Source organism: Bergeyella cardium (genome assembly GCF_009914665.1).
GTDB classification, from domain to species: domain Bacteria; phylum Bacteroidota; class Bacteroidia; order Flavobacteriales; family Weeksellaceae; genus Bergeyella_A; species Bergeyella_A cardium.
Map to the genome: position 1 here is coordinate 183411 of NZ_CP029149.1, position 20538 is coordinate 203948.

Below are 20538 nucleotides of genomic sequence, written 5' to 3' on the forward strand. Positions count from 1 at the left end.
AGTACTTAACTTATCCCCATAGCTATTAGCTAAAAGCCAGTTGCCAGCAGCTAATTAAAAGTCGCATTTTTTAAAAACGCAGTCAGTTTCTGAAAAAACGCAGTCAGTTTCTGAAAAAACGCAGTCAGTTTCTGAAAAAACGCAGTCAGTTTTTAGAAAAACTGACTGCCTTTTTTTATCTTCTCTGTGAGTTTTGGAAATCAACAACTTACAAAGGTAAAATTTTGCACTTTTGGAAGTGTATTTATATTTGATTTTAAAGTCTATTCAAATAGGGTTATTGTACTTTTAGCGCTGTATAATCGCTTTCATTGGAGAGGCGATCAACGGATTGCAGAGCAATTACACTCAGGAGTTTAGAATTTTTCACCCGTTCTACTGCTTTTGAAGTCTCAGATGGGTTTAAAATCATCGTTTCCCAGCTGTCGCCATATTTAAGGTAGAGCACCCACTTAAAGACTTTTGCAGGTTGAGAAGTCTTCCAGTTTATCGTTACGCTTTGTGGGTTTAGAGTATAATTAAGCTCTGGTCGAGGTGCTTTTTCGGACTTTATCCAAGGGGATTTTGGAGCGAGAGCCTCCTCTTTGTAGGAATCTTTGGCAAGTGTGGAGAGCATATCATACTTTTTAATGAGCCCTGCAACGCTCCAATGCAGTGCCCCTGCATCATCGCCCAGAATTTCTCTGGTGAGGCGTATCTGATTGGCAATCTCAGTAGGGCGATGCGAAGCCTTAATTTCAACGGTATTGAGACCTGGCCAGAGGTGTCTCTTATGGGTGTTTTCTGCTTTCCACCAGAGGAGGAGCTCCCTAAAACTCTGCCCTTTGGAGTCTATCGCCCAGTAGAGCTGCGGAGAGAAGTAATCTACCCAGCCTTTATTAAGCCAGAGCTTTGCATCGGCATAGAGTTCATCGTATTGAGAAAGCCCTTTTGCCGACGCTGGATAGCCAGGTTTCCAAATTCCGAAAGGGCTGATACCAAACTTCACATAGGGTTTTTCTGCCTTGATTTCCTTATAGATTCGCTCCACAAACTTATTTACATTCTCCCGTCTCCAATCGGCTTTTGAGAGCTGACCACCTTTGGCTATGTACTCATTCCAAGTTCGCTGATCGGGGAAGTCCGCACCATTATTATAGGAGGAATAAGGATAGAAATAATCATCAAAATGCACCGCATCTATATCATACCTTCGGACGAGGTCTCGCACCACCGCAGAGGTATGGTTCTGGGTTTTAGGGTCGGAAGGGTCAAACCAATACATCCCATTCTTTAGGCGAACCACATTCGCATCGGTTGTATTGATCATAGATTTTGGGCTGACTTTCCCACCATTGGAGTGATGTGCTCGATACGGATTTAGCCAGATATGAAGCTCCATTCCGAGCTTATGAGCTTCCTCTATCCAGAATTCCAATGGGTCGTAATAAGGTTCTGGAGCTCTGCCCACCTCCCCTGTCAGAAAGTAGGACCAAGGCTCCAAATCACTTTTGTAGAGGGCATCTGCTGAAGGTCTTACCTGGAAAATCACCGCATTAAAATGATGATTTTTGAGGAGTTCCAATATAAAAAGAGCCTCATTTTTTTGCTCCTGCACACTAAGATTTTTCTTAGACGGCCAGTTGATATTCGCTACCGATGCCACCCACGCTGCTCGGAACTCCCTTTTTACCTCTGGGAGCTGTACGCGCAAGGCATCTTCCTTTTTCACTGGGGGCTGAGGCTTCTGATGTGGCTGTTGCTCAGATTTTGTAGGTGTTTTCTTCGTTTTTGCTACGGTTTTTGTTGTCTTTACGGATCTTTTTACGGTTTTCCTTTTTTGGCTACCACAGGCATTAATGACGAATGCAAGCAGAATAAGTAGAGGAAAATACTTTAATTTCATCTGTTCTTGATTTAAAGCCTCAAAAATAGGGGTTAATGATGAAATCTAAAACTCTAAATTGAAATCAAGTGTATTAAATAACGAAAAACAGCAATGAGCATTAGCACTCACCACTGTTTTTAATAAAATAATCCTTTTCTTTTTAAAAGTAGAGTTTAGTCTATCCTTCCAATTCTGCTAAATACCGCTCGGCATCTATTGCTGCCATACAGCCACTGCCCGCTGCGGTTATCGCCTGCCTGTAGACAGGATCTTTTACATCACCAGCGGCAAATACGCCAGGTATGTTGGTATGCGAACTACCTTTTTCTGTGAGGATATAGCCGTTCTCATCCAAATTTATCTGACCTTTGAAAATATCCGTATTCGGCTTATGACCAATGGCGATAAAAATACCGTGAACCTCTATTTTGGCAGTATCCTTCGTTTGATTATTAATAACTACCGCACGCTCTACCAAGTTGTTTTCCCCCTCAATCCCGATGAGCTCGTGGTGGAATTTCACTTCTATATTTTCGGTATTCATCACTCGGTGTACCATTGCTTTTGAAGCCCTAAACTCACCCTTTCTCACGAGCAGAGTAACCTTTGAGCAGAGCTTAGCAAGATAAGTAGCTTCTTCGGCAGCGGTATCCCCCCCTCCTACTACGATGACCTCTCTCCCTTTGTAGAAAAATCCGTCGCAAGTAGCACAAGCAGAGACTCCCCCACCCGCATATTTCTGCTCATCATCGAGTCCCAAATACTTGGCAGAAGCTCCAGTGGAAATGATAACGGTACGGGCCAAAATCTCCTTATCACCTGCCCAAAGCGTATGAACTCCACCCTTTTGAGTGGCAAATTCTGCCTTAGTAATGGTCTCAAAATGTACTTTTGTATCAAATCGTTCGGCTTGTTTCTGCAAATCCATCATCAGCTGGGTACCTGTAACCCCTTCTGGATAACCAGGGAAGTTATCTACTTCAGTAGTGGTGGTCAGCTGCCCGCCTGCTTGTAATCCTGTGTATAATTCTGGCTTTAAATCTGCCCTTGCAGCATAGATAGCTGCTGTATAACCCGAAGGGCCAGAGCCGATAATAACGCAATCTAAAATATTCTTTTCCATAATATCTAAAATTTATTTGGCTTAAAGTCTCAGCCTGTGATTAAAAATAAAATCACCATAGAGTATCTCCACAGTGATTAATTTGTATCTGTTTTCTTATTTTGTAGCGTCTGAATCCTGTGCAGGAGTGGTAGCAGGAGCAGAAGTATCTTTCTTAGCGGGAGTGCTCGCTTCCCTTTGCGCTGGAGCTACCGATGTAGAAGGCGTAGGATTCGCTGTGAGTACTACACTGAGGATAATCAGCACTACGATGGTGATGCCCAAAGTCCAAGTAGCTTTCTCCATAAAGTCATTGGTTCTCTGTACCCCAAACTGAGCGGAGGAAGCACCTCCAAAAGTACCAGAAAGCCCTCCTCCCTTAGGGTTTTGAGCTAAAATGATAATGATTAATAAAACGGCTGCTATGACGATTAACACCATTAGCAATGTAAATATTGTACTCATTAGTTTTCTAAATTTAGTGGGCAAATGTAGCCCTTTTTTATTTAATGGACAAATAAAATAGAGCTACCCCAAGAGGTAGCCCTATTCGAATGAATGTTTACTTAAAAGTGGCTTCTGTCGCCTTATTGATTTCGTAGGAATTTACATTAAAGATCATCTCCATACCATTGATATTCTGTGTAATCTTGAATGGGAGCTTCAGACCCTGTACTTCCTTATAGTCGGAATAATAAGTCGGAATGCTGATCTCCTGCCCATTGGCTTTTTGGAGTTTCAATTCGCCTAATTTAAGCCCAGACTTCACGCTATAATAATAAGTAGTACTCCCCTGCTTGAGCGCGTACGCATCTTCACCATTAATGTTTTCAATGCCCTTGAGCTCTACTTTATCTTTGGTGAAATTCGCTTCTGGGAAGAGACCTGCTTCGGCTTTCATCTCGGCTTTTGCTTCTTCTGGCATTGGGACTTTATTCCCTTGTGCTACGATATAGCCGTCTTTACCATTGAATACCATTTTTTGCACGGTGTTACCCATCATTTTCATCTCCATAAGGAATTCCCCTTTCTTCCCTTTGATAGTGGAGAGCTCAAGTGCCATTCCCTGTACCGTTCCCGAAGCATTAGTAGTAAGGTATTTCACTTTTTCTATTGCGGCTTTACTTCCAGTAGCACTTATGAACTTCTGTGCTATGGATTCTACGGTTACATTAGCATCAATTTTCTTAGTTGCTGGCTTTTGGGTTGGGTTTGCATAGGCATCAAAGTATTTTACTGGGTAGCCGAGTTTCTCTACACTGTCTGCAATCTCACTCGCCTTTCCTGCAATGAAAATTCGGCTTTGGTTAGGAAGGATGTTAGCTTTTGCAGCGTTTTCTGTATCGGCAATCGTTACTTTATCAATAGATTTGAGATAGTTATTATAAAAACCTTCTGGGAGGTTTTCTAATTTCTCACTCAGAGCAAATTCTGCAATCGTTTCTGGCTTCTCCAGAGACATAATAAACTGACCTTTTAGTTTGGCTTTTGCGTTTTCTAACTCGTCTAATTTGATGGCGGAAATTCCTTTTAATTCGTTCATAAATTCTTGAACTGCTTTATCAGTAACCTCATTTCTCACACTAGCATTTGCTGTGAATTTTGGGCTGTATTTACCTGTGGAGAGATTAGAATACGCACCATAAGTGAATCCGTTTTTCTCACGGAGGTTCATAAAGAGTCTTGCTTCCCCACCACCTCCAAGGATGTAGTTGGCAAGCACTCCGCTGAAATACTGAGGGTCTTTCTTCTTGAGGGTAGAGATATTCCCAATATAGATAACGGATTGAACCGCCGTAGGAACATCCACGATATTGACTTCAGTTGCTACATTTTGAGCAGGTTCTAAAGCAGTGAATTTAGCTTTTGATTTCTTCCACTTTCCAAATTCTTTTTTTATGAGATTCTTGATATCATCGGTTTTTACATCACCTACGATAACGAGGTAAGCATTGTTTGGTGTGTAATATTTCTCATAAAAATCCTGAACATCTTTTAGCTGGATTTTATTGATGCTCTCCTCTGTTTCAAACTCCCCACGAGGGGTGTTTTTACCATAAGTTAAAGCCCTTTGAACTCTTCTGGCAATGGCTTCTGCACTCTTTTCTTCAGATCTTAATCCCTCAATGGCTCTCTCCTTAGATTTATTTACCTCTTCTACTGAGAATTTAGGGTTTGCGATAGCATCTGCCATTAGGCTAATGACTTGCTTGGAGTATTTTGAAAGGGTATTGGCAACAGCGCCAGATTCACCAAATCCTATTTTTGCTCCATAGAAGTCTACTTTCTTGTTATATTCATCTTTGCTAAGGCTAGTTGTCCCAGTACCCAGCTGGCTGGATAAAATCCCACCTACACCTGCTATCTCGCCTTCGTATAAAGGTGGTCTATCGATGGTAAGCTCAATATTTACCCTTGGGAGCTTGTGGTTTTCTACAACGAGGACGGTAAGCCCGTTTTTCAGTTGGAAAGTCTTTGGTTTTGCAATGTTGATGACCGGTGTAGCGGCTGGTTTCGGCATTGCATTGATGTCTATATTCTGTGCAGAGAGCATTCCAGAGATGAGGAAAGCGGCTGCTATGTATTTTATGTTTTTCATTTTTGTTGCGGTTTATTTTTTTTCTGGTAGATAGTTGATGATTGCTCTTTGGTTGCTGTTCAAATACTTTTTAGCAACCTCTCTTAGCTCCTCTCTTGTAATGGAGCGGTAGATTTCTATTTCCTTGTTGATGATGTCTGTATTCCCTTTTAGCATATATCTGTCTGCCAACGAGTGCGCAATGCTCTCTACCGAAGTATTGGAATTGACAAAATTATTCTCCATTTGGTTTAAGAGTTTCTGATAATCTTCTTCAGAGATGAGCTCGGTTTGTACTTTTCTTATCTCTGCATCTATATCGTTCTGCAAAGTAGCCTTAGAGGTTTCTCCCATCGGAAGGGCAAGGCAAGCAAAGATGCTGTAATCTTCCATACCAAGGTTAAAAGCACCGATTTCTAATGCTTTTTTCTCCTTATCTACTAATTTTTTATAGAGCACGGAGGATTTACCATCGCTCAAATAAGTGCTGAGCATATCAAGCGCATAGGCGTCTCTGTCTTTATAGCCCGGTGTTCTGTAAGCGAAGATATAAGCTGGGATTTGGATATTCTTATCATAATAAGTCTCCTCATAAGCGGTGGTAATGGGAGTTTCCTTCGCGAAGTTTCTGGTGATAGCCGCTCCTCTTGGGATGGAGCCGTAGTATTGATTAATCCAGTTTTTGGTTTGCTCTGGCTTAATGTCTCCCGCCACTACAAGCACAGCATTATTAGGCACATAGTACTTCTTGAAGAAGTTTTTAAACTCTTCTAATGTAGCGGCATTAAGGTCTTCCATAGAGCCGATTACCGTACCTTTATACGGGTGTTTTTTAAATACTGTTTTGAGAAGCGCCGTCATAAAATTACCATACGGCTGGTTATCCATTCTCAGTCTCTTTTCCTCTTTTACTACTTCTCTTTGGGTATCTACACCGATTTGGTTGATGATAGGATTTCTCATCCGCTCGGCTTCCATCCAGAGCCCAAGCTGCTCGTTATTCGATGGGAAAACCTCGTAGTAATAGGTTCTATCGCCCGTAGTATTGGCATTATTCGAGCCTCCATTAGCAGAAACGATCTTAAACCAATCACCTCTTTTGATGTTTTGAGTTCCCTCAAAGAGCAAATGCTCAAAGAAGTGTGCAAAGCCCGTTCTGCCCTCTATTTCGTCTTTTGCACCCACATGGTACATTACAGAAGTAGTAACGACAGGAGCGGAATTATCCTGATGAAGAATCACATGTAGCCCATTTGGCAAATCATACTCCTCGAATTTGATTTGCTGTGCATTAGCGAGCATCCCGAAAAGAACTGCTGCTGCCACTGATAAAAGTCTTTTTTTCATTATTAGAAAACTATTTTTATTAAAATCGATTGATGAGTAGCAAAAGTACTTAAATTGTTACAATGAAGAGCGTTTTTTTCAGAAATATTATAAGCAACCAATACACTTATCCTCATAAATAAGGCAAAGAGCTTAAAAGAATGATTTTTATTATTAAATCAAGCAGATAAAGTATAATAAGCCTCATCATTGCATTAATTTATTAAAGCAAATAGTTTTTATCAATCATTGTAATACAATAAAAATAATAGAGTTTTTAATAAAAATTTTCATTTATAGTTTTTTATTGTTACTTTTGGTCTGCCTCAATTATAGCATATTACCAAATGGATACAACAAAAATTGACTTACTGAAAGAATTAAAAAAATATTTCGGCTTTTCCCAGTTTAAGGGACAGCAGGAAGAAATCATCAGGACACTTCTTAGCAATAAAGATGTGTTCGTTTTAATGCCTACAGGCGGGGGCAAGTCGCTCTGCTATCAGCTACCAGCACTAATCTCAGAAGGTACGGCAATCGTAGTCTCTCCCCTTATTGCACTGATGAAAAACCAAGTGGATGCAGTGAATGGGCTTTCATCCGAAGAGGGAACAGCTCATGTGCTCAACTCCTCTCTAAATAAACAGCAGACCAATCAGGTTTTCTCAGATATTAAAAGCGGAAAAACAAAGTTGCTCTATGTAGCTCCAGAGAGTTTGATAAAAGAAGACTATCTGGAAATTCTTCGTACGGTAAAAATCTCCTTCTTCGCGATAGATGAGGCGCATTGTATTTCGGAATGGGGGCACGATTTCCGACCAGAATACCGAAATCTGAAACTCATCATAGACAAAATAGCCGATGTACCTATAATAGCTCTAACCGCAACGGCAACACCTAAGGTGCAGGAAGATATACAAAAGACCTTAGGAATGAACAATGCAACGGTATTTAAAGATAGCTTCAACCGAGCAAACCTTTTCTATGAAATACGCCCAAAAGTAAATGTAGATAAGGAAATCATTAAGTTCATCAACCAAAACAAAGGAAAATCGGGAATTGTATATTGCCTCAGCCGTAAAAAAGTGGAGGAATTCGCTCAATTGCTACAAGTAAATGGGATTAATGCCCTGCCCTACCACGCAGGTCTTGACCAAAAGACAAGAGTAACCAATCAGGACAAATTCCTAATGGAAGAATGTGATGTAATTGTGGCAACTATAGCTTTCGGGATGGGAATAGATAAGCCTGATGTACGATTTGTAATCCATTACGACATTCCTAAATCTCTTGAAAGCTATTACCAGGAAACAGGAAGAGCGGGGAGAGACGGCGGTGAAGGCTATTGCGTAGCTTTCTATGACCCAAAAGATATTGAGAAACTTGAAAAATTCCTCGCTCAAAAGCCCGTTTCTGAAAGAGAGATTGGACTTCAGTTATTAAATGAAGTGGTAGGATACGCAGAAACCTCTATGAGCAGGAGACAATACCTTCTCTACTACTTCGGTGAAGAATTTGACCCTGTAAACGGCAATGGTGCTAAAATGGATGATAATTCCATAAACCCACCAACGATGAAAGATGCAACCAAAGATTTTGAAATACTACTGGAAATCATCAAAAAACTTGATGAAAAATTCAGAACCAAAGACCTCATCAACATCATTACAGGTAAAGAATCCGCAGTTACCAAGTCCTATAAACTCGAAGACCACAGGTTTTTTGGTATTGGGAAACACGAAACTGAAAACTATTGGAAAACCATTATACGACAAGCTACAGTACAGGGATTCTTGCAAAAGGATATCGAAACCTATGGAGTACTAAGCCTTACTGAAAAAGGTAGAGCTGTCCTAAATAAAGAGCTCAATACTCCTTTCTACATCGCAGAAGATCGTACCTTTGATCTCTCGCAAGCGAAATCTGAATCGGATAGTGTTTCTGTACAATCGGGTGGAGGTTTAGATGAAGTGCTTTTTAGCCAACTGAAAGAATTAAGAAAGAAAATCGCCAAGAAACTCGGCATTCCTCCATACACGGTATTTATGGATCCAAGCCTTGAAGATATGACGGTTCAATATCCCATAACCGTAGAAGAAATTGCAAAAATATATGGTGTAGGCGAAGGGAAAGCACGGAAATACGGTAAGGAATTCGCTGAATTTATTGCGAAATATGTAGAGGCAAATAATATTGAGCGGATGCAGGATATGGTGATTAAACAAGTGGCTAATAAATCCAGCCATAAGGTATTCATTATCCAAAGTACAGACAAAAAATTAGATTTTGAAGACATTGCCAAAGCAAAAAACCTTACAATGGATGAGCTTCTCAAAGAGATGGAAGGTATCGTATACCAAGGCACAAAGCTCAATATAGACTACTACATCAGTGCAAATATAGATGAAGATATAGTAGAGGAGTTTATGGAATTTATGCACGAAAGCGAAAGTGATTCTATGAAAGTACTCTTGGATGAATTCGGCGATGACCTCAGCGATGAAGAAGTCCGAATGCTAAGAATAAAATTTATTAGTGATGTAGCAAATTAGCAGGAAGCGATAGGTTTTAGGGTTTAAACAATAGGTAATAAATAGTCGTCAATGGATAAAATCTATTGGCGACTGATTTTTGGAGGATATGCTATAGTACAGCTGATACTTACTTAAACTAAGGAAAAGAGGCTGAAATATTTTTGTACTCGGACAGCCTTTCATATAAAAATGCCTCACCAGCTACGATGTAAAAACTCTCCATACTAGTAGGCTCACCTGCTACGGTGCGAGGTAATAATATTTGTGTATTTTTGCCCCCTATATTGAAATGCGGAAAGATAGTACAGAAACTTAGTATTCTGATGGCTATTTATTTGAAAATAAAAATTAGTAACGAATGAAAGAACCCTTAGTAAGTGTAGTTACGATTACTTACGGACACGAAAAATACATCGGAGAGACAATAAATGGAGTCTTCTCCCAAAAGACAAACTTCCCGATAGAATTTATTATTGCGAATGACTGCTCGCCCGATAATTCGGATAAAATCATCAGAGAATTAATACAAAATGCGCCTGAACATATCACCGTAAAATATACTCGGCATACGGAGAATAAGGGAATGATAAGGAACTCCGTTTGGGCTATGAGCCAAGCAAGAGGAAAATATATAGCCCTTTGTGAGGGTGATGACTATTGGACGGATGAAAACAAACTCCAAAAGCAAGTAGATTTCTTAGAAAATAATAATGACTTCGCTATTTGTTGCCATAATGTAAAATTCCTGGATGGAGATACATTCACTTCTGAGGATTATGATCATTTAAATTCCAAAAGTGAATATACTTTGGAGGAACTTAGCCAAGTAAACTTACTCCCCACCCTATCTGCTGTGTTTCGTAATATAAAGATTGATTTCCCAGACTGGTATTATGATGCCCCTATGGGTGATTACCCCCTTATGATGTGGATAGCAAGGTATGGAAAGATAAAATACTTTAGTGAAAAAATGGGCGTGTATAGGCTTAATGTAGGAGTATGGCAACATAATAAAAACAATTATGAAAATATACTTCTCCTATATAAACACTTGGAAAACGATTTTGAAGAAAATGATATCGTTAGAAAAAATATGATTCAATATAAGAGGAAGTATATTAAAGCCCATCTAAAGACACTCCTTATTTTTCAAATAATTAGAAATAAATACTTAAAAGAATTATCTTTTTATGAGAGGCTTAAACTCATCGTAAAAAAAATATTTAGTACTTCTCGCAATTAATTATATAATATTTAGTGATAATGGACATCCTCATCAAGTCTTTTAACCGACCTTTTTATCTCGACAGATGCTTAAACAGTATTCATTCGTTTGTATCTGGAGATTATCGCATGAGTATTTTGGATGATGGTACTCCTCAAAAATACTTGGATAAAATCCAAGAGAAATATCCAAGCGTTAAAATTTTTAAATCTGAAAATCACTCAAAGAAAGTACAGGCAATAAAGGAAAATTTAGAAAATAGAAAAGAGATTAATGGCTTCCAAATCCCTACCCAGCTTTGGTATAATGCTGCAAAAAATGCCTCCGACTACTTTATAATGACGGAAGATGATGTATGGTTTAGCAGAGAAATTAATACCGATGAGCTCTCAAAAGAGGTGCAGGAGTATAACATCAATCTACTGAAATTAGGCTGGCTTGGGAGCAGTAAAGACGAGCAATGGCAGGAAGTGAAAGAGATTAACCACGCCATCAATGCTATTAAGCCCAAAGATTTATTCCTCTCTCATCCTTTAATAATGGATTGGTTCTTTTATAACAGGCTTAAATTTTTCAGTATTTTATACAAATTGGGAAAGGTAGATAACCAAACCAAACTGAGATACTGGACGCTGAATTCTATTTTAATGGGGCTTTGGAAAAAGGAATACTGGCTCTATATCTGGAAAGATGCCAAGGGGAAAGTAGATGAAAAGCAACAGCTCCGTAATGCAGCAGTCTATTACAATAGATTTGGAAAAGAAAATCCGAACTTTACGGCACAATTAAAGAATGAAGCAATGCTGACGACCTTTCAGTCTTCTGCCACAAATTCCTATCATAAGTACTCCTCAGATTTTGATGTGAATATTTTTAATCATATCATCAATGAAGCCTGGTACAATGGTGATTTTGATGCTATGGAGAATTTCCCTAATGATTTTTCAATGGATTATTTCATCCATTTTATAAAGGATAAAATGAATATTGAGGCGTTTAAAAACTGGGTAGAGCAGTTTAAAGAACAGTATAGAAAACAAGGTTGCAAGGTTGATTAACAATAAATTTTAGCAATGAATAGAAAAATACATTTAGTTTTTCATATTCGGTCAATGGAAATCGGCGGAATTCAAAAAGTCCTTTTGGAGTATTTAGCCAATTTACCGAGAGAGGAGTTTGAAATATCACTTATAACGAGCCTTTATCAAGGGGAATTAATTAATGAAATCCCAAAAGATATCCGCACCTATTTTATAGGAAATGGAAAAGAATTTCTTTCCAAAAATAAATACATTCAGAAATTACAGCTTGTTATCAGAAGGATTAAATTGGCATTTTATCAAAAGTTTCCTAATCTGCTTTACAGAAAACTACACAGAAAACCCAATATTGAAATAGCTTTTGATATTCCTACTTTTCAATGGGTTGCAAACAGTCCTGTAAAAGATTCTAAAAAAATATCTTGGCTTCATAATGATTTAAAAAACACCCATGCAAATGAAAATATAACTCTACATATCATAGCTCTGATGAAGAAGTTTGATGCTTGTATTATGGTTTCTGATTTTGCAAAAAACAACATAAAGAAATATTATAATACGGGGTTCAAAAGTAGCTTTGTAGTGAATAATCCTGCTAATACTAAGGACATTCAGAAGAAATCTAATGAGTTTAATACAGTCCTCCCCCACCCTTGTTTTATCGGAGCAGGACGACTCATAAAAAGCAAGGCTTATGATCTGCTTTTAGCAGCTCATCATCGCCTAATACAAGAGGGACACCAGCATTATATCGCTATCTTAGGTGATGGCCCAGAGAGGAATAATCTTTCAGAAGAAATCGGTCGACTTGGTGTAGAAAAAACATTCTTACTTTTAGGAAACAAGACCAATCCTTATCCTTATTTCAAAGAGGCGGATTTCTTTATACATCCATCGCTTAGAGAGTCTTACCCTATGGTTATTTTAGAAAATCTACTACTAAACAAACCCATTATTTCTACTAATGTGGGAGGCATCCCAGAGATTATTGATAATGGTATTAATGGAGTTCTTATCAATCCTAATGAAGATGAAATTTATAATGCGATGAAAGATTTCCTTACTCAGCCTGAATGGGTGAATAAAATAAAAGAGGGAACAAAAAATTCATCTGAAAGATTTAATGAAAACAAAATTTATCAGCAGGTAATTGATATTTTTAAATCTATATTAAAATAATGAAACCAGAAATCACCATAATTACCCCAACCTACAATCGTACTCATACGCTCCACAGAGTATATGAATCCTTAAAAAATCAGACCTTTAAAAACTTTAAATGGTTGATAATGGATGATGGCTCTACGGATAGTACGGAGGGTTTGGTAAAAAGTTTTCAGGAAGAAAATATTTTTTCCATCGAATATTATAAGCAAAAAAATCAGCATAAATTTTTGACTGTTTTGGATGGAATAAGAAAAGTAGAATCTAAGTATCATATGGTTGTAGATTCGGATGATTCTTATCCAGAAAATTCACTTGAAATTTTATTTAATGAGGTTGAAAAAATTGAAAATCAGGATGATTATATAGGCTTGATGGCGCTTTCAGCAGATGAAAAAGGAGATATTGTAGGGGATGCATATCCTAATGATGGTTTTGATGGGAGTATTTTTGATATGCGATATAAATATAAAGTAAGAGGGGATAAATTCGGGATTTTTATATCAAAAACTTATAAGAAATGGATTAAAAATAAGGACTATTCTAAATATGAAGGGAAAGGATATATTCCTCAGTCTGTGATATTTAATGAGTATGATGCAAAAGGTGTAAAAACAAGATTTATCAATAGGGTAGTGAGAATTTATCATAAGGATGAAAATGATACGGCATCTGTATCCAATACCCGTTGGACAGGTAAAAATGTTTTTGGACTAAAAGAAGGGCACTTATCTCTTCTTAATTCCTATGGTACAAAATTATTCTTCTACCCCAAAACTCTTCTTAGAAATATCATTGGTTATCAATACTATTCCTTTAAAAACAAAAATTCATTGAAAGAAGTTATCTTCTCCATTAACAATCTCACTATTAAAACCTTAGGGATATTTTTACTACCATTTAGCTATATTTATCATAAATTGAAAAACTAAATATGCTTTTTAATTCTATAGAATTTGCGGTATTTTTACCCATTGTTTTTATACTTTATTGGTTTGTTTTCCAGAAGAGTTTAAAATGGCAAAATCTCTTCATTGTTATTACAAGTTATATTTTTTATGGCTGGTGGGATTGGAGATTTTTGTTTCTAATACTTTTCAGTACTGTACAAGATTATTGTATCGCTTATTGGATTGAGAAAGAAAATAGCCAGAAAAAAAGAAAACTATTGCTATCTATAAGTATTGTTACGAATTTAGGATTTCTTGGATTCTTCAAATATTATAATTTCTTCATAGATAACTTTATTACAGCATTTAGCTTTTTCGGAACGAAACCCTCTATTCATACACTGAACATTCTTCTTCCCGTTGGCATTAGCTTTTATACATTCCAAACACTAAGTTATACAATAGATGTATATCGAAGAAATCTTACAGCTACCAAAAATTTTATAGCTTTTTCAGCATTTGTAAGTTTTTTTCCTCAGTTGGTTGCTGGTCCTATCGAGAGGGCAACTCATCTACTTCCTCAGTTTTATAAGAAACGAAATTTTAATTATAATCTTGCAGTAGATGGTATGCGCCAAATCCTTTGGGGGCTCTTCAAAAAAATGGTTATTGCGGATAATTGTGCTATTTATGCTAATCAAATTTTTGCTAACTATGAGACCTCCTCAGGAAGCGAACTTGTCTTAGGAGCAGTATTTTTTGCCTTTCAGATTTATGGGGATTTTTCAGGATATTCGGATATTGCTATCGGAACCTCTCGTCTTTTTGGTTTTGATTTAATGAAAAACTTTAATTTCCCATACTTTTCAAGAGATGTTGCTGAGTTTTGGAGAAGGTGGCATATTTCACTCAATACATGGTTTCGAGATTATCTCTATATCCCATTAGGTGGTAGCCGAGGAGGAAATCTAATGCGCATACGAAATACTTTTATCATCTTTTTAGTAAGTGGTTTCTGGCACGGAGCAAATTGGACTTTCATCATCTGGGGTGCTTTAAACGCTTTATTTATAATGCCTTCTATTATCTTCAAAACCAACAGAGCAAACTTAGACATCGTTGCAAGTGGAAGGAAACTCCCCTCATTTAAAGATATAATGAATATCAGTATTACCTTTGGGCTCATTACTTTTGCTTGGATTTTCTTTAGAGCTGAAAATGTAGAACAAGCATTTTCTTATATTTCAAGGATTTTTAGTCCAAGTGTTATAAGTATCCCAAGAATTCATAAAGCAGCATTAGCGACTATTATTCTTATTGGCTTTTTACTCATTATAGAATGGATTGGTAGAGAAGATAATTTCGCTTTAGAAAAGTTATTTGTGAATTCTAATATTGCAGGGGGGGGGTAATTATCAATTAGTTAGATGGTCTTTTTACGCTTTTATTATTCTACTTATAGGACTATTTATGCAAACCAATGAAACTCCATTTATTTATTTTCAATTCTAATCAATGAAAAAATTCTTAACAAAAATAATTCAGTTTTCAGTCTTTGCTTCTGTTTTTTATATCATTATACTTCCATTATGGAGCTATATTATGCCTCCTTTTATGGCTAAAAATGTGAGAAGCTGTGTGGGTTGCTATGGACATTTATTTTCCAGAGTAAAAGAAATACCACAAGTTAAGAACCCAGACATACTTTTCATAGGTTCCTCACATGCATACAGAGGTTTCGACCCTCGTGTTTTTTCCAAATATGGATTGAATACTTTTAATTTAGGCTCAAGTTCCCAAACACCTATCAATATGCAAGTTCTTCTAAAGCAATATTTGGATGACATTCAGCCTAAAATGGTCATTATGGAAACTTATGCTGGTACTTTAGAGACTGATGGTGTGGAATCCTCCTTGGATTTACTTAGTAATAATAAAATTGATAAAAACGCTCTTCAAATGGCAGTAAAAATCAATCAACTTCCTACTTATAATACACTTTTATATGGATATTTCCGTCAAGTATTTGGGCTTAATAAATCATTTACCGAGCCTGCAATTCAAGATGGAAACACCTATATAAAAGGAGGCTTTGTAGAGAGTAAATTTTCTAAAAATCAACTAAAAGAAGAGCAAATCAAAGACTGGGATATCAATCCTGAGCAACTTAATGCCCTAAAAGAAAATATAGCTCTATTAAAACAAAGAAATATTCCATATATATTGGTTCAGGCTCCTATTACTAAAAAACTTTATGATGCACGTACTAACAACAAGGAAGTAGATAGCTTACTCTCAACTTTAGGAACTTATAAAAATTTTTATGGTACGATTAAGCTAAATGATACTCTTGATTTTTATGATAGTAACCATTTAAATCAAAATGCAGTAGTTAAATTCAACGAAAAAGTTATTGAATACCTAAAAACAACAAAATAAATGACTCCCCCAAAAAAAATCCTTATAAGAATAGGCTCTTTACGGCACGGAGGTGCAGAGAAAGTACTGGCAACTTTCCTAAAAAACCTCCCCGAAGACAAGTATGATATAGACCTGCTCCTGAATCTTTATTCTGGTAAGTACCTGGCAGAAATTCCCTCTTGGGTTAATATTTTATACCTCAACAAAGGGGAAATGATTACTACAAATCGCCTACAAGACCTCCCATTAAAGGCATTCAGAGTAATGTATCAATGGATATTGAGAAAATTCCCCAAGCTGCTGTATAAGTTTATACTAAAGGACAAGCCGTATGATATAGAATTTGCTGCCATACACGGTTTCAGAGATGAAATCCTCAATTCGCCACTAAAATCTTCAAAAAAAATAGTCTGGATTCACAACGATTTAAGAAAAACCGAATTCCATAATTATACAGATGATGAAATAAGAAAATTCTTTGGCTTTGACAAGATTATGCTAATCTCAGAGCACATACAGCAGGACTTCGAGAGCCTTGCAAAAACGCCAAACGAAAGAAACAAAATCGTGAGGATTTATAACCCCCTTGATACTGAAGAAATCATCTCTAAAGCCAGCCTCCCTCCCCACCAAGAGATAGAAAAGACCGCTCCTCTATTCCTCTCCGTGGGTACAGTTTTCCCTCAAAAAGGGTTCGACAGGCTCCTGCGTGCCCATAAAAAACTCTTAGACGAGGGGCTTAAACATCAGATTCTTATCTTGGGAGATGGCTATGACTTCGAGAATATAAAACACCTGAAAAACGAGCTGGGAGTTGCACATTCGGTAACGATGCTGGGCTTTACAGACAACCCTTATCCTTACTTTAATATCGCTGACTACTACATTCTAAGCTCCAGATATGAAGGCTATCCTACCGTACTTTTCGAGGCGATTACCTTAAAGAAAAACATCATTGCAACCGATGTTTCTGGCGTAAGCGAAATGCTCCTCAATGGCAAGCTCGGGCTCATTACAGAAAACTCCGAAGAGGGCATCTATCTCGGGATGAAAAAAGCCCTTACCGAGTCTCAATCTTTCACTACTTATCAGCAGGAGCTCAAAGCCTACCAGATGCCTTTCAGCCTTAGAAATTCAGTGGACAAGATAATGGATATTTTAGACCAACTCTAACCTAAAACAAATAGATTTCAACCCTTTATGAACTTTAAATCTCTCCTCCCGCTCATCGTTTTTATTGCCGTATTTCTCGGCAGTGGTATTATCTCTGGCGATTTCTATGCTCTCCCTGCCCCTATTGCAGTTTTTGCAGGGATTATCACCGCTTTTATCCTCTTTTTCAGGAATGGAATCCATCAGAATATAGAAAATTTCATCCGCGGTTGTGGCAATGAGAATATTGTGATGATGTGCCTCATCGTGCTTCTCTGCGGAGCCTTTTCCAAGGTTACAACTGCCATCGGAGCTACAGAAACGGTGGTTCATCTCGCACAATCTTACCTCTCACCGAGATTCCTATACGCAGGGGTTTTCATCCTCGCCTCTTTCCTTTCATTCTCGTCGGGCACCTCAGTTGGAGCCATCTCCACCCTCACTCCTATCGTTGCAGGTTTTGTACAATTAGAGGGTATAGACACTGCGCTCATCGCTGCCTCACTGCTTTCTGGGGCTATGTTTGGCGACAATCTCTCGATTATTTCAGATACCACCATCGTGGCTACTCAATCTCAGGGCTGCAGTATGAAAGATAAGTTTAGAACCAACTCCCGAATGGCATTCCCAGCCTCCATCCTTACCGTGATTATCCTAATGTTACTCGGTTTCTACCTTCATCCGAACCAAAGCGGCGTTTTGGTGGATAATATCACGATCCAATGGCTCAAAATCCTGCCTTATCTCTTCGTTATCACAATGGCTTTGGCGGGTGTTAATGTCTTTATCACCCTCTTCCTTGGGGTTGTCTTTGCTGGGGCTATCGGAGGGTACGAAGGGCTTACGCTGATGGAATTTCTCAATATTTCCTACAATGGTTTCAGTGCTATGACGGATGTATTCCTCGTCTTTTTCCTCACGGGTGGGCTCGCCTATATGGTTGAGAAGCAAGGGGGCATAGAGTTTATCATACAGAAAATGTCTCGCTTTATGACGAGCAAGCTGAGGGCTAAAATCGGCATTGCAAGCCTTGTAGCGCTGGTTGATGCCGCCGTTGCCAACAATACGGTTGCCATTATGGTCTCAGGGTCTGTTGCGAAGCGCATCAGCGAGCGGTTTAAAATCCCTGCTCCTCACACAGCATCCATCTTAGATATTATTTCCTGCATCGTTCAGGGGCTTATCCCCTACGGGGCGCAAGTTCTCATCCTCTTTAAGCTAATGCAAACCGATATCAACTACTCTGAAATGGTTTCAAAAGCCTATTACCTCTGGCTGCTGCTCCTCATTTCTATCATTTATTTTATAAAACAGGGTCAGAGAGGGGTCAGAGAGGGTCAGAGACCCATTCTTTAGGTTAAAGACCGGAACAATTAGGTTAAAAAGCCCGTCGACCCGGTTAAAAACCCCGCCGACCCGGTCAAAAAGTTGACAAAAAATAGCGAGATTTTTTATTAAAATGACAATTGGCGGTTAGCAGTTAGCTAATTAACCAGAAGCCAAAAGCTAATTGCCTTTTATTTAGCTGGAGCTACGTCTATTTTGTAGGTTGCGTGGCAGGCTACGCAGTTATTGAGGAGCTTATCGAGCTGCTGTTGGGTAGTTTTAGGGTTGAAATCGGTTTTTGCCGCCTCAGAAATCTCTTCAAAAAGCCCGTGGGTACCAAAGCCCAACTTCTTGAAACCTACGGGAAGGGATTTTATCAGTCCATCAGGAGCGTGCTCTCCTACCCCTCTTCCCGAGCGCTTCCCAGCTTCTATCACGGGTTTAGGGTCATTGGTCATTATCCCTTTATTGATTTGCTGCACGCTTTCTACAAACTGCCTCATCTCCGCCATTACAAACTCGCGGTGGTCTTTACTCATTCGGATGCTCTGCCGGCTGTCTCCTTCGTACCTGTAAGTATCCCCTTTTATAAGAAATTTGTAGATGAGAACTAGATTGACGATGAACGAGATAAGGAGAAGAATGTATACGATTTTCTTTTTCATAATGGGTCGTATTTTGGTGGCTTAAATGAGTTTTTCTAAACTCTTAGTAGTCTTGTGGCGCTGGTATTCATCGAGCTTCTGACCGATGTATTTTATAGCCAAAGGAGCTACATAGATTAATGCAAAACCGACTGCCTTCTTCTTCCAGCCATCGGATTTCATTTTCTTTTGCACATAGTCTGTTACAAGATTTACCGCTCCTAATTTCATTGTATCCTGAATAATCTCAGTACTTGTTTCACTGTTTAGGACCTGCATCATCGTATTTCTATTCAATACCGATTTTATCTTATGAGAAATCATTTTCAAAACAGAAGAGGAATCAAAAGTGGTCTTAATATTCCCTTCATCGTCTGTAGTTTCCTTTAAAAACGCATCTGTATAGCCTTGGGTAATAACACTTAGCGACTCTTTTGGGCGAGTAAAAGCCATTAAATCTTCCAGTTTTTTTATTTCGGATTTAAGGTTTTCCTTCTTGGCTCTTAATTCATTAAGAGCATTGTATTCCTTTGCCATAATTAACGATTTAAAAGTTTAATGAGCGTATTTGCCGCATACCTCTGGATACCTTTTCTCATCAGAACAACGATGATAAATATCAGTAGACAAACGGCTGACATCAGCAAGAGGCCGTAGGCATAATTTCCCAATAAATACCCAAGCCAAAGCCCTACACCTAAGATTAAAAAGACAATGAAAAAGGTGAGAAACACAAGCGCAATCACCAAAAAATAAACAAGCCCCGAGATAAAAGCTGCCTTTTCGGTAACTTCTAATTTCACGAGATTTATTCTCTTTTCTATATATTCTTTCAGTAGGTTTATCATAATTCTAATGCTATGCTATCAGTTAAAAAAAGGAAACTTAGAAAGTTCCCTTTTATTGTTCCTAATTTTAAAATCTGGGAAAATGATTGAAATGGATTATTTCAAGCCATCTAATTCCGTTTGAGCATCATCTTCCGCATCAGCAATGGAGTGAGAAGCCTGCTCCTTGTACTTGTGGTACTGCTCTTTTACTTTATCAGCAGTTTTATGATATTGGTCTTTAAGCATCTCAGCCGTTTTACCATATTGTTCTCTTGCCTGCTCAGACCAGTCTTCTGCTACTTTTCTGAGCTTCTTGCGGGTCTTCTTGCCCTCCTCTGGAGCAAAAATAAGACCTAAAACTACACCTACAGCAGCACCTGCTAATAGACTGGCTAATACACTTCCTGAATTATTTCCTCTGTTTGACATTTTAATTGTT

Annotated in this window: 17 protein-coding genes and 1 pseudogene; 9 read left to right on the plus strand and 9 right to left on the minus strand. The window is 38.2% G+C overall.

The genetic code is table 11. The annotated features are described in order from the left end of the window. Positions 1–277 precede the first annotated feature (277 nt). The 5 genes from DBX24_RS00890 to DBX24_RS00910 all read right to left on the minus strand — a co-directional run bounded on the left by DBX24_RS00890 (position 278) and on the right by DBX24_RS00910 (position 6894). A complete protein-coding gene (locus DBX24_RS00890) occupies positions 278–1885 on the minus strand; it encodes a glycoside hydrolase family 10-like protein (protein WP_160223677.1) in 1608 nt (535 codons plus the stop codon). Between the two features lie 160 nt (positions 1886–2045). Next, complete coding sequence (gene trxB, locus DBX24_RS00895) at positions 2046–2990, minus strand: thioredoxin-disulfide reductase (RefSeq protein WP_160223678.1); 945 nt, start codon at positions 2988–2990, stop codon at positions 2046–2048. A 96-nt stretch (positions 2991–3086) separates the two neighbouring features. After that, on the minus strand, positions 3087–3434 hold the full coding sequence (gene secG / locus DBX24_RS00900; protein ID WP_120488755.1) for a preprotein translocase subunit SecG: 348 nt from the start codon (positions 3432–3434) through the stop codon (positions 3087–3089). A 97-nt stretch (positions 3435–3531) separates the two neighbouring features. Continuing rightward, a complete protein-coding gene (locus tag DBX24_RS00905; RefSeq protein WP_160223679.1) occupies positions 3532–5568 on the minus strand; it encodes a M16 family metallopeptidase in 2037 nt (678 codons plus the stop codon). 12 nt (positions 5569–5580) lie between these two features. Then, positions 5581–6894: a M16 family metallopeptidase gene (locus tag DBX24_RS00910; protein ID WP_160223680.1), complete on the minus strand. Its 1314-nt coding sequence runs from the start codon at positions 6892–6894 to the stop codon at positions 5581–5583. Positions 6895–7220: 326 nt separating this feature from the next. On the opposite strand from DBX24_RS00910, the gene recQ reads away from it, so the two are divergent. The 9 genes and pseudogenes from recQ to DBX24_RS00955 all read left to right on the plus strand — a co-directional run bounded on the left by recQ (position 7221) and on the right by DBX24_RS00955 (position 18655). Continuing rightward, positions 7221–9425 carry a DNA helicase RecQ gene (recQ, locus tag DBX24_RS00915; protein ID WP_160223681.1) on the plus strand — a complete coding sequence of 735 codons (2205 nt, stop codon included), beginning with the start codon at positions 7221–7223 and terminating at the stop codon, positions 9423–9425. 340 nt (positions 9426–9765) lie between these two features. Beyond that, on the plus strand, positions 9766–10650 hold the full coding sequence (locus DBX24_RS00920) for a glycosyltransferase family 2 protein (RefSeq protein ID WP_120488751.1): 885 nt from the start codon (positions 9766–9768) through the stop codon (positions 10648–10650). A 20-nt stretch (positions 10651–10670) separates the two neighbouring features. Continuing rightward, complete coding sequence (locus DBX24_RS00925) at positions 10671–11690, plus strand: glycosyltransferase family protein (protein ID WP_260392821.1); 1020 nt, start codon at positions 10671–10673, stop codon at positions 11688–11690. Between the two features lie 15 nt (positions 11691–11705). Beyond that, positions 11706–12851, plus strand: coding sequence for a glycosyltransferase (locus DBX24_RS00930; RefSeq protein ID WP_160223682.1), 1146 nt, complete (start codon positions 11706–11708; stop codon positions 12849–12851). Then, positions 12851–13768 carry a glycosyltransferase gene (locus DBX24_RS00935; protein ID WP_160223683.1) on the plus strand — a complete coding sequence of 306 codons (918 nt, stop codon included), beginning with the start codon at positions 12851–12853 and terminating at the stop codon, positions 13766–13768. The genes DBX24_RS00930 and DBX24_RS00935 overlap by 1 nt, the downstream gene beginning before the upstream one ends. A gap of 2 nt (positions 13769–13770) precedes the next feature. Further along, positions 13771–15238, plus strand: a pseudogene (locus DBX24_RS00940) (MBOAT family O-acyltransferase). 3 nt (positions 15239–15241) lie between these two features. Beyond that, positions 15242–16165, plus strand: a complete 924-nt coding sequence (locus DBX24_RS00945) for a hypothetical protein (protein WP_120488747.1) — start codon at positions 15242–15244, stop codon at positions 16163–16165. Beyond that, a complete protein-coding gene (locus tag DBX24_RS00950) occupies positions 16166–17320 on the plus strand; it encodes a glycosyltransferase (RefSeq protein ID WP_160223685.1) in 1155 nt (384 codons plus the stop codon). It abuts the gene before it with no gap. Between the two features lie 27 nt (positions 17321–17347). Then, the gene (locus DBX24_RS00955) at positions 17348–18655 is read left to right on the plus strand and encodes a Na+/H+ antiporter NhaC family protein (RefSeq protein ID WP_160223686.1); all 1308 of its coding nucleotides are present in this window, start codon (positions 17348–17350) and stop codon (positions 18653–18655) included. 161 nt (positions 18656–18816) lie between these two features. Here DBX24_RS00955 and DBX24_RS00960 read toward each other — a convergent pair whose 3' ends face one another. From DBX24_RS00960 to DBX24_RS00975, 4 genes are all read right to left on the minus strand, one after another. Continuing rightward, positions 18817–19290 (minus strand): hypothetical protein, encoded by a 474-nt coding sequence (locus tag DBX24_RS00960; RefSeq protein ID WP_120488744.1) that lies wholly within the window; start codon positions 19288–19290, stop codon positions 18817–18819. A 21-nt stretch (positions 19291–19311) separates the two neighbouring features. After that, complete coding sequence (locus tag DBX24_RS00965) at positions 19312–19806, minus strand: phosphoribosyl-ATP pyrophosphatase (protein ID WP_160223687.1); 495 nt, start codon at positions 19804–19806, stop codon at positions 19312–19314. Between the two features lie 2 nt (positions 19807–19808). Beyond that, positions 19809–20117, minus strand: a complete 309-nt coding sequence (locus tag DBX24_RS00970) for a phage holin family protein (RefSeq protein ID WP_120488742.1) — start codon at positions 20115–20117, stop codon at positions 19809–19811. Positions 20118–20213: 96 nt separating this feature from the next. After that, a complete protein-coding gene (locus DBX24_RS00975) occupies positions 20214–20528 on the minus strand; it encodes a YtxH domain-containing protein (protein WP_120488741.1) in 315 nt (104 codons plus the stop codon). Positions 20529–20538 lie beyond the last annotated feature (10 nt).

What these genes read in the sequence shown, in the direction of transcription:
- secG (WP_120488755.1), bottom strand. Translation starts at nt 3,434, where the DNA reads ATGAGTACAATATTTACATTGCTAATGGTGTTAATCGTCATAGCAGCC.
- DBX24_RS00970 (WP_120488742.1), bottom strand. Translation starts at nt 20,117, where the DNA reads ATGATAAACCTACTGAAAGAATATATAGAAAAGAGAATAAATCTCGTG.
- recQ (WP_160223681.1), top strand. Translation starts at nt 7,221, where the DNA reads ATGGATACAACAAAAATTGACTTACTGAAAGAATTAAAAAAATATTTC.
- DBX24_RS00935 (WP_160223683.1), top strand. Translation starts at nt 12,851, where the DNA reads ATGAAACCAGAAATCACCATAATTACCCCAACCTACAATCGTACTCAT.
- DBX24_RS00955 (WP_160223686.1), top strand. Translation starts at nt 17,348, where the DNA reads ATGAACTTTAAATCTCTCCTCCCGCTCATCGTTTTTATTGCCGTATTT.
- DBX24_RS00965 (WP_160223687.1), bottom strand. Translation starts at nt 19,806, where the DNA reads ATGGCAAAGGAATACAATGCTCTTAATGAATTAAGAGCCAAGAAGGAA.
- DBX24_RS00930 (WP_160223682.1), top strand. Translation starts at nt 11,706, where the DNA reads ATGAATAGAAAAATACATTTAGTTTTTCATATTCGGTCAATGGAAATC.
- DBX24_RS00960 (WP_120488744.1), bottom strand. Translation starts at nt 19,290, where the DNA reads ATGAAAAAGAAAATCGTATACATTCTTCTCCTTATCTCGTTCATCGTC.
- DBX24_RS00890 (WP_160223677.1), bottom strand. Translation starts at nt 1,885, where the DNA reads ATGAAATTAAAGTATTTTCCTCTACTTATTCTGCTTGCATTCGTCATT.
- DBX24_RS00905 (WP_160223679.1), bottom strand. Translation starts at nt 5,568, where the DNA reads ATGAAAAACATAAAATACATAGCAGCCGCTTTCCTCATCTCTGGAATG.
- DBX24_RS00950 (WP_160223685.1), top strand. Translation starts at nt 16,166, where the DNA reads ATGACTCCCCCAAAAAAAATCCTTATAAGAATAGGCTCTTTACGGCAC.
- DBX24_RS00945 (WP_120488747.1), top strand. Translation starts at nt 15,242, where the DNA reads ATGAAAAAATTCTTAACAAAAATAATTCAGTTTTCAGTCTTTGCTTCT.
- DBX24_RS00920 (WP_120488751.1), top strand. Translation starts at nt 9,766, where the DNA reads ATGAAAGAACCCTTAGTAAGTGTAGTTACGATTACTTACGGACACGAA.
- DBX24_RS00910 (WP_160223680.1), bottom strand. Translation starts at nt 6,894, where the DNA reads ATGAAAAAAAGACTTTTATCAGTGGCAGCAGCAGTTCTTTTCGGGATG.
- trxB (WP_160223678.1), bottom strand. Translation starts at nt 2,990, where the DNA reads ATGGAAAAGAATATTTTAGATTGCGTTATTATCGGCTCTGGCCCTTCG.
- DBX24_RS00925 (WP_260392821.1), top strand. Translation starts at nt 10,671, where the DNA reads ATGGACATCCTCATCAAGTCTTTTAACCGACCTTTTTATCTCGACAGA.
- DBX24_RS00975 (WP_120488741.1), bottom strand. Translation starts at nt 20,528, where the DNA reads ATGTCAAACAGAGGAAATAATTCAGGAAGTGTATTAGCCAGTCTATTA.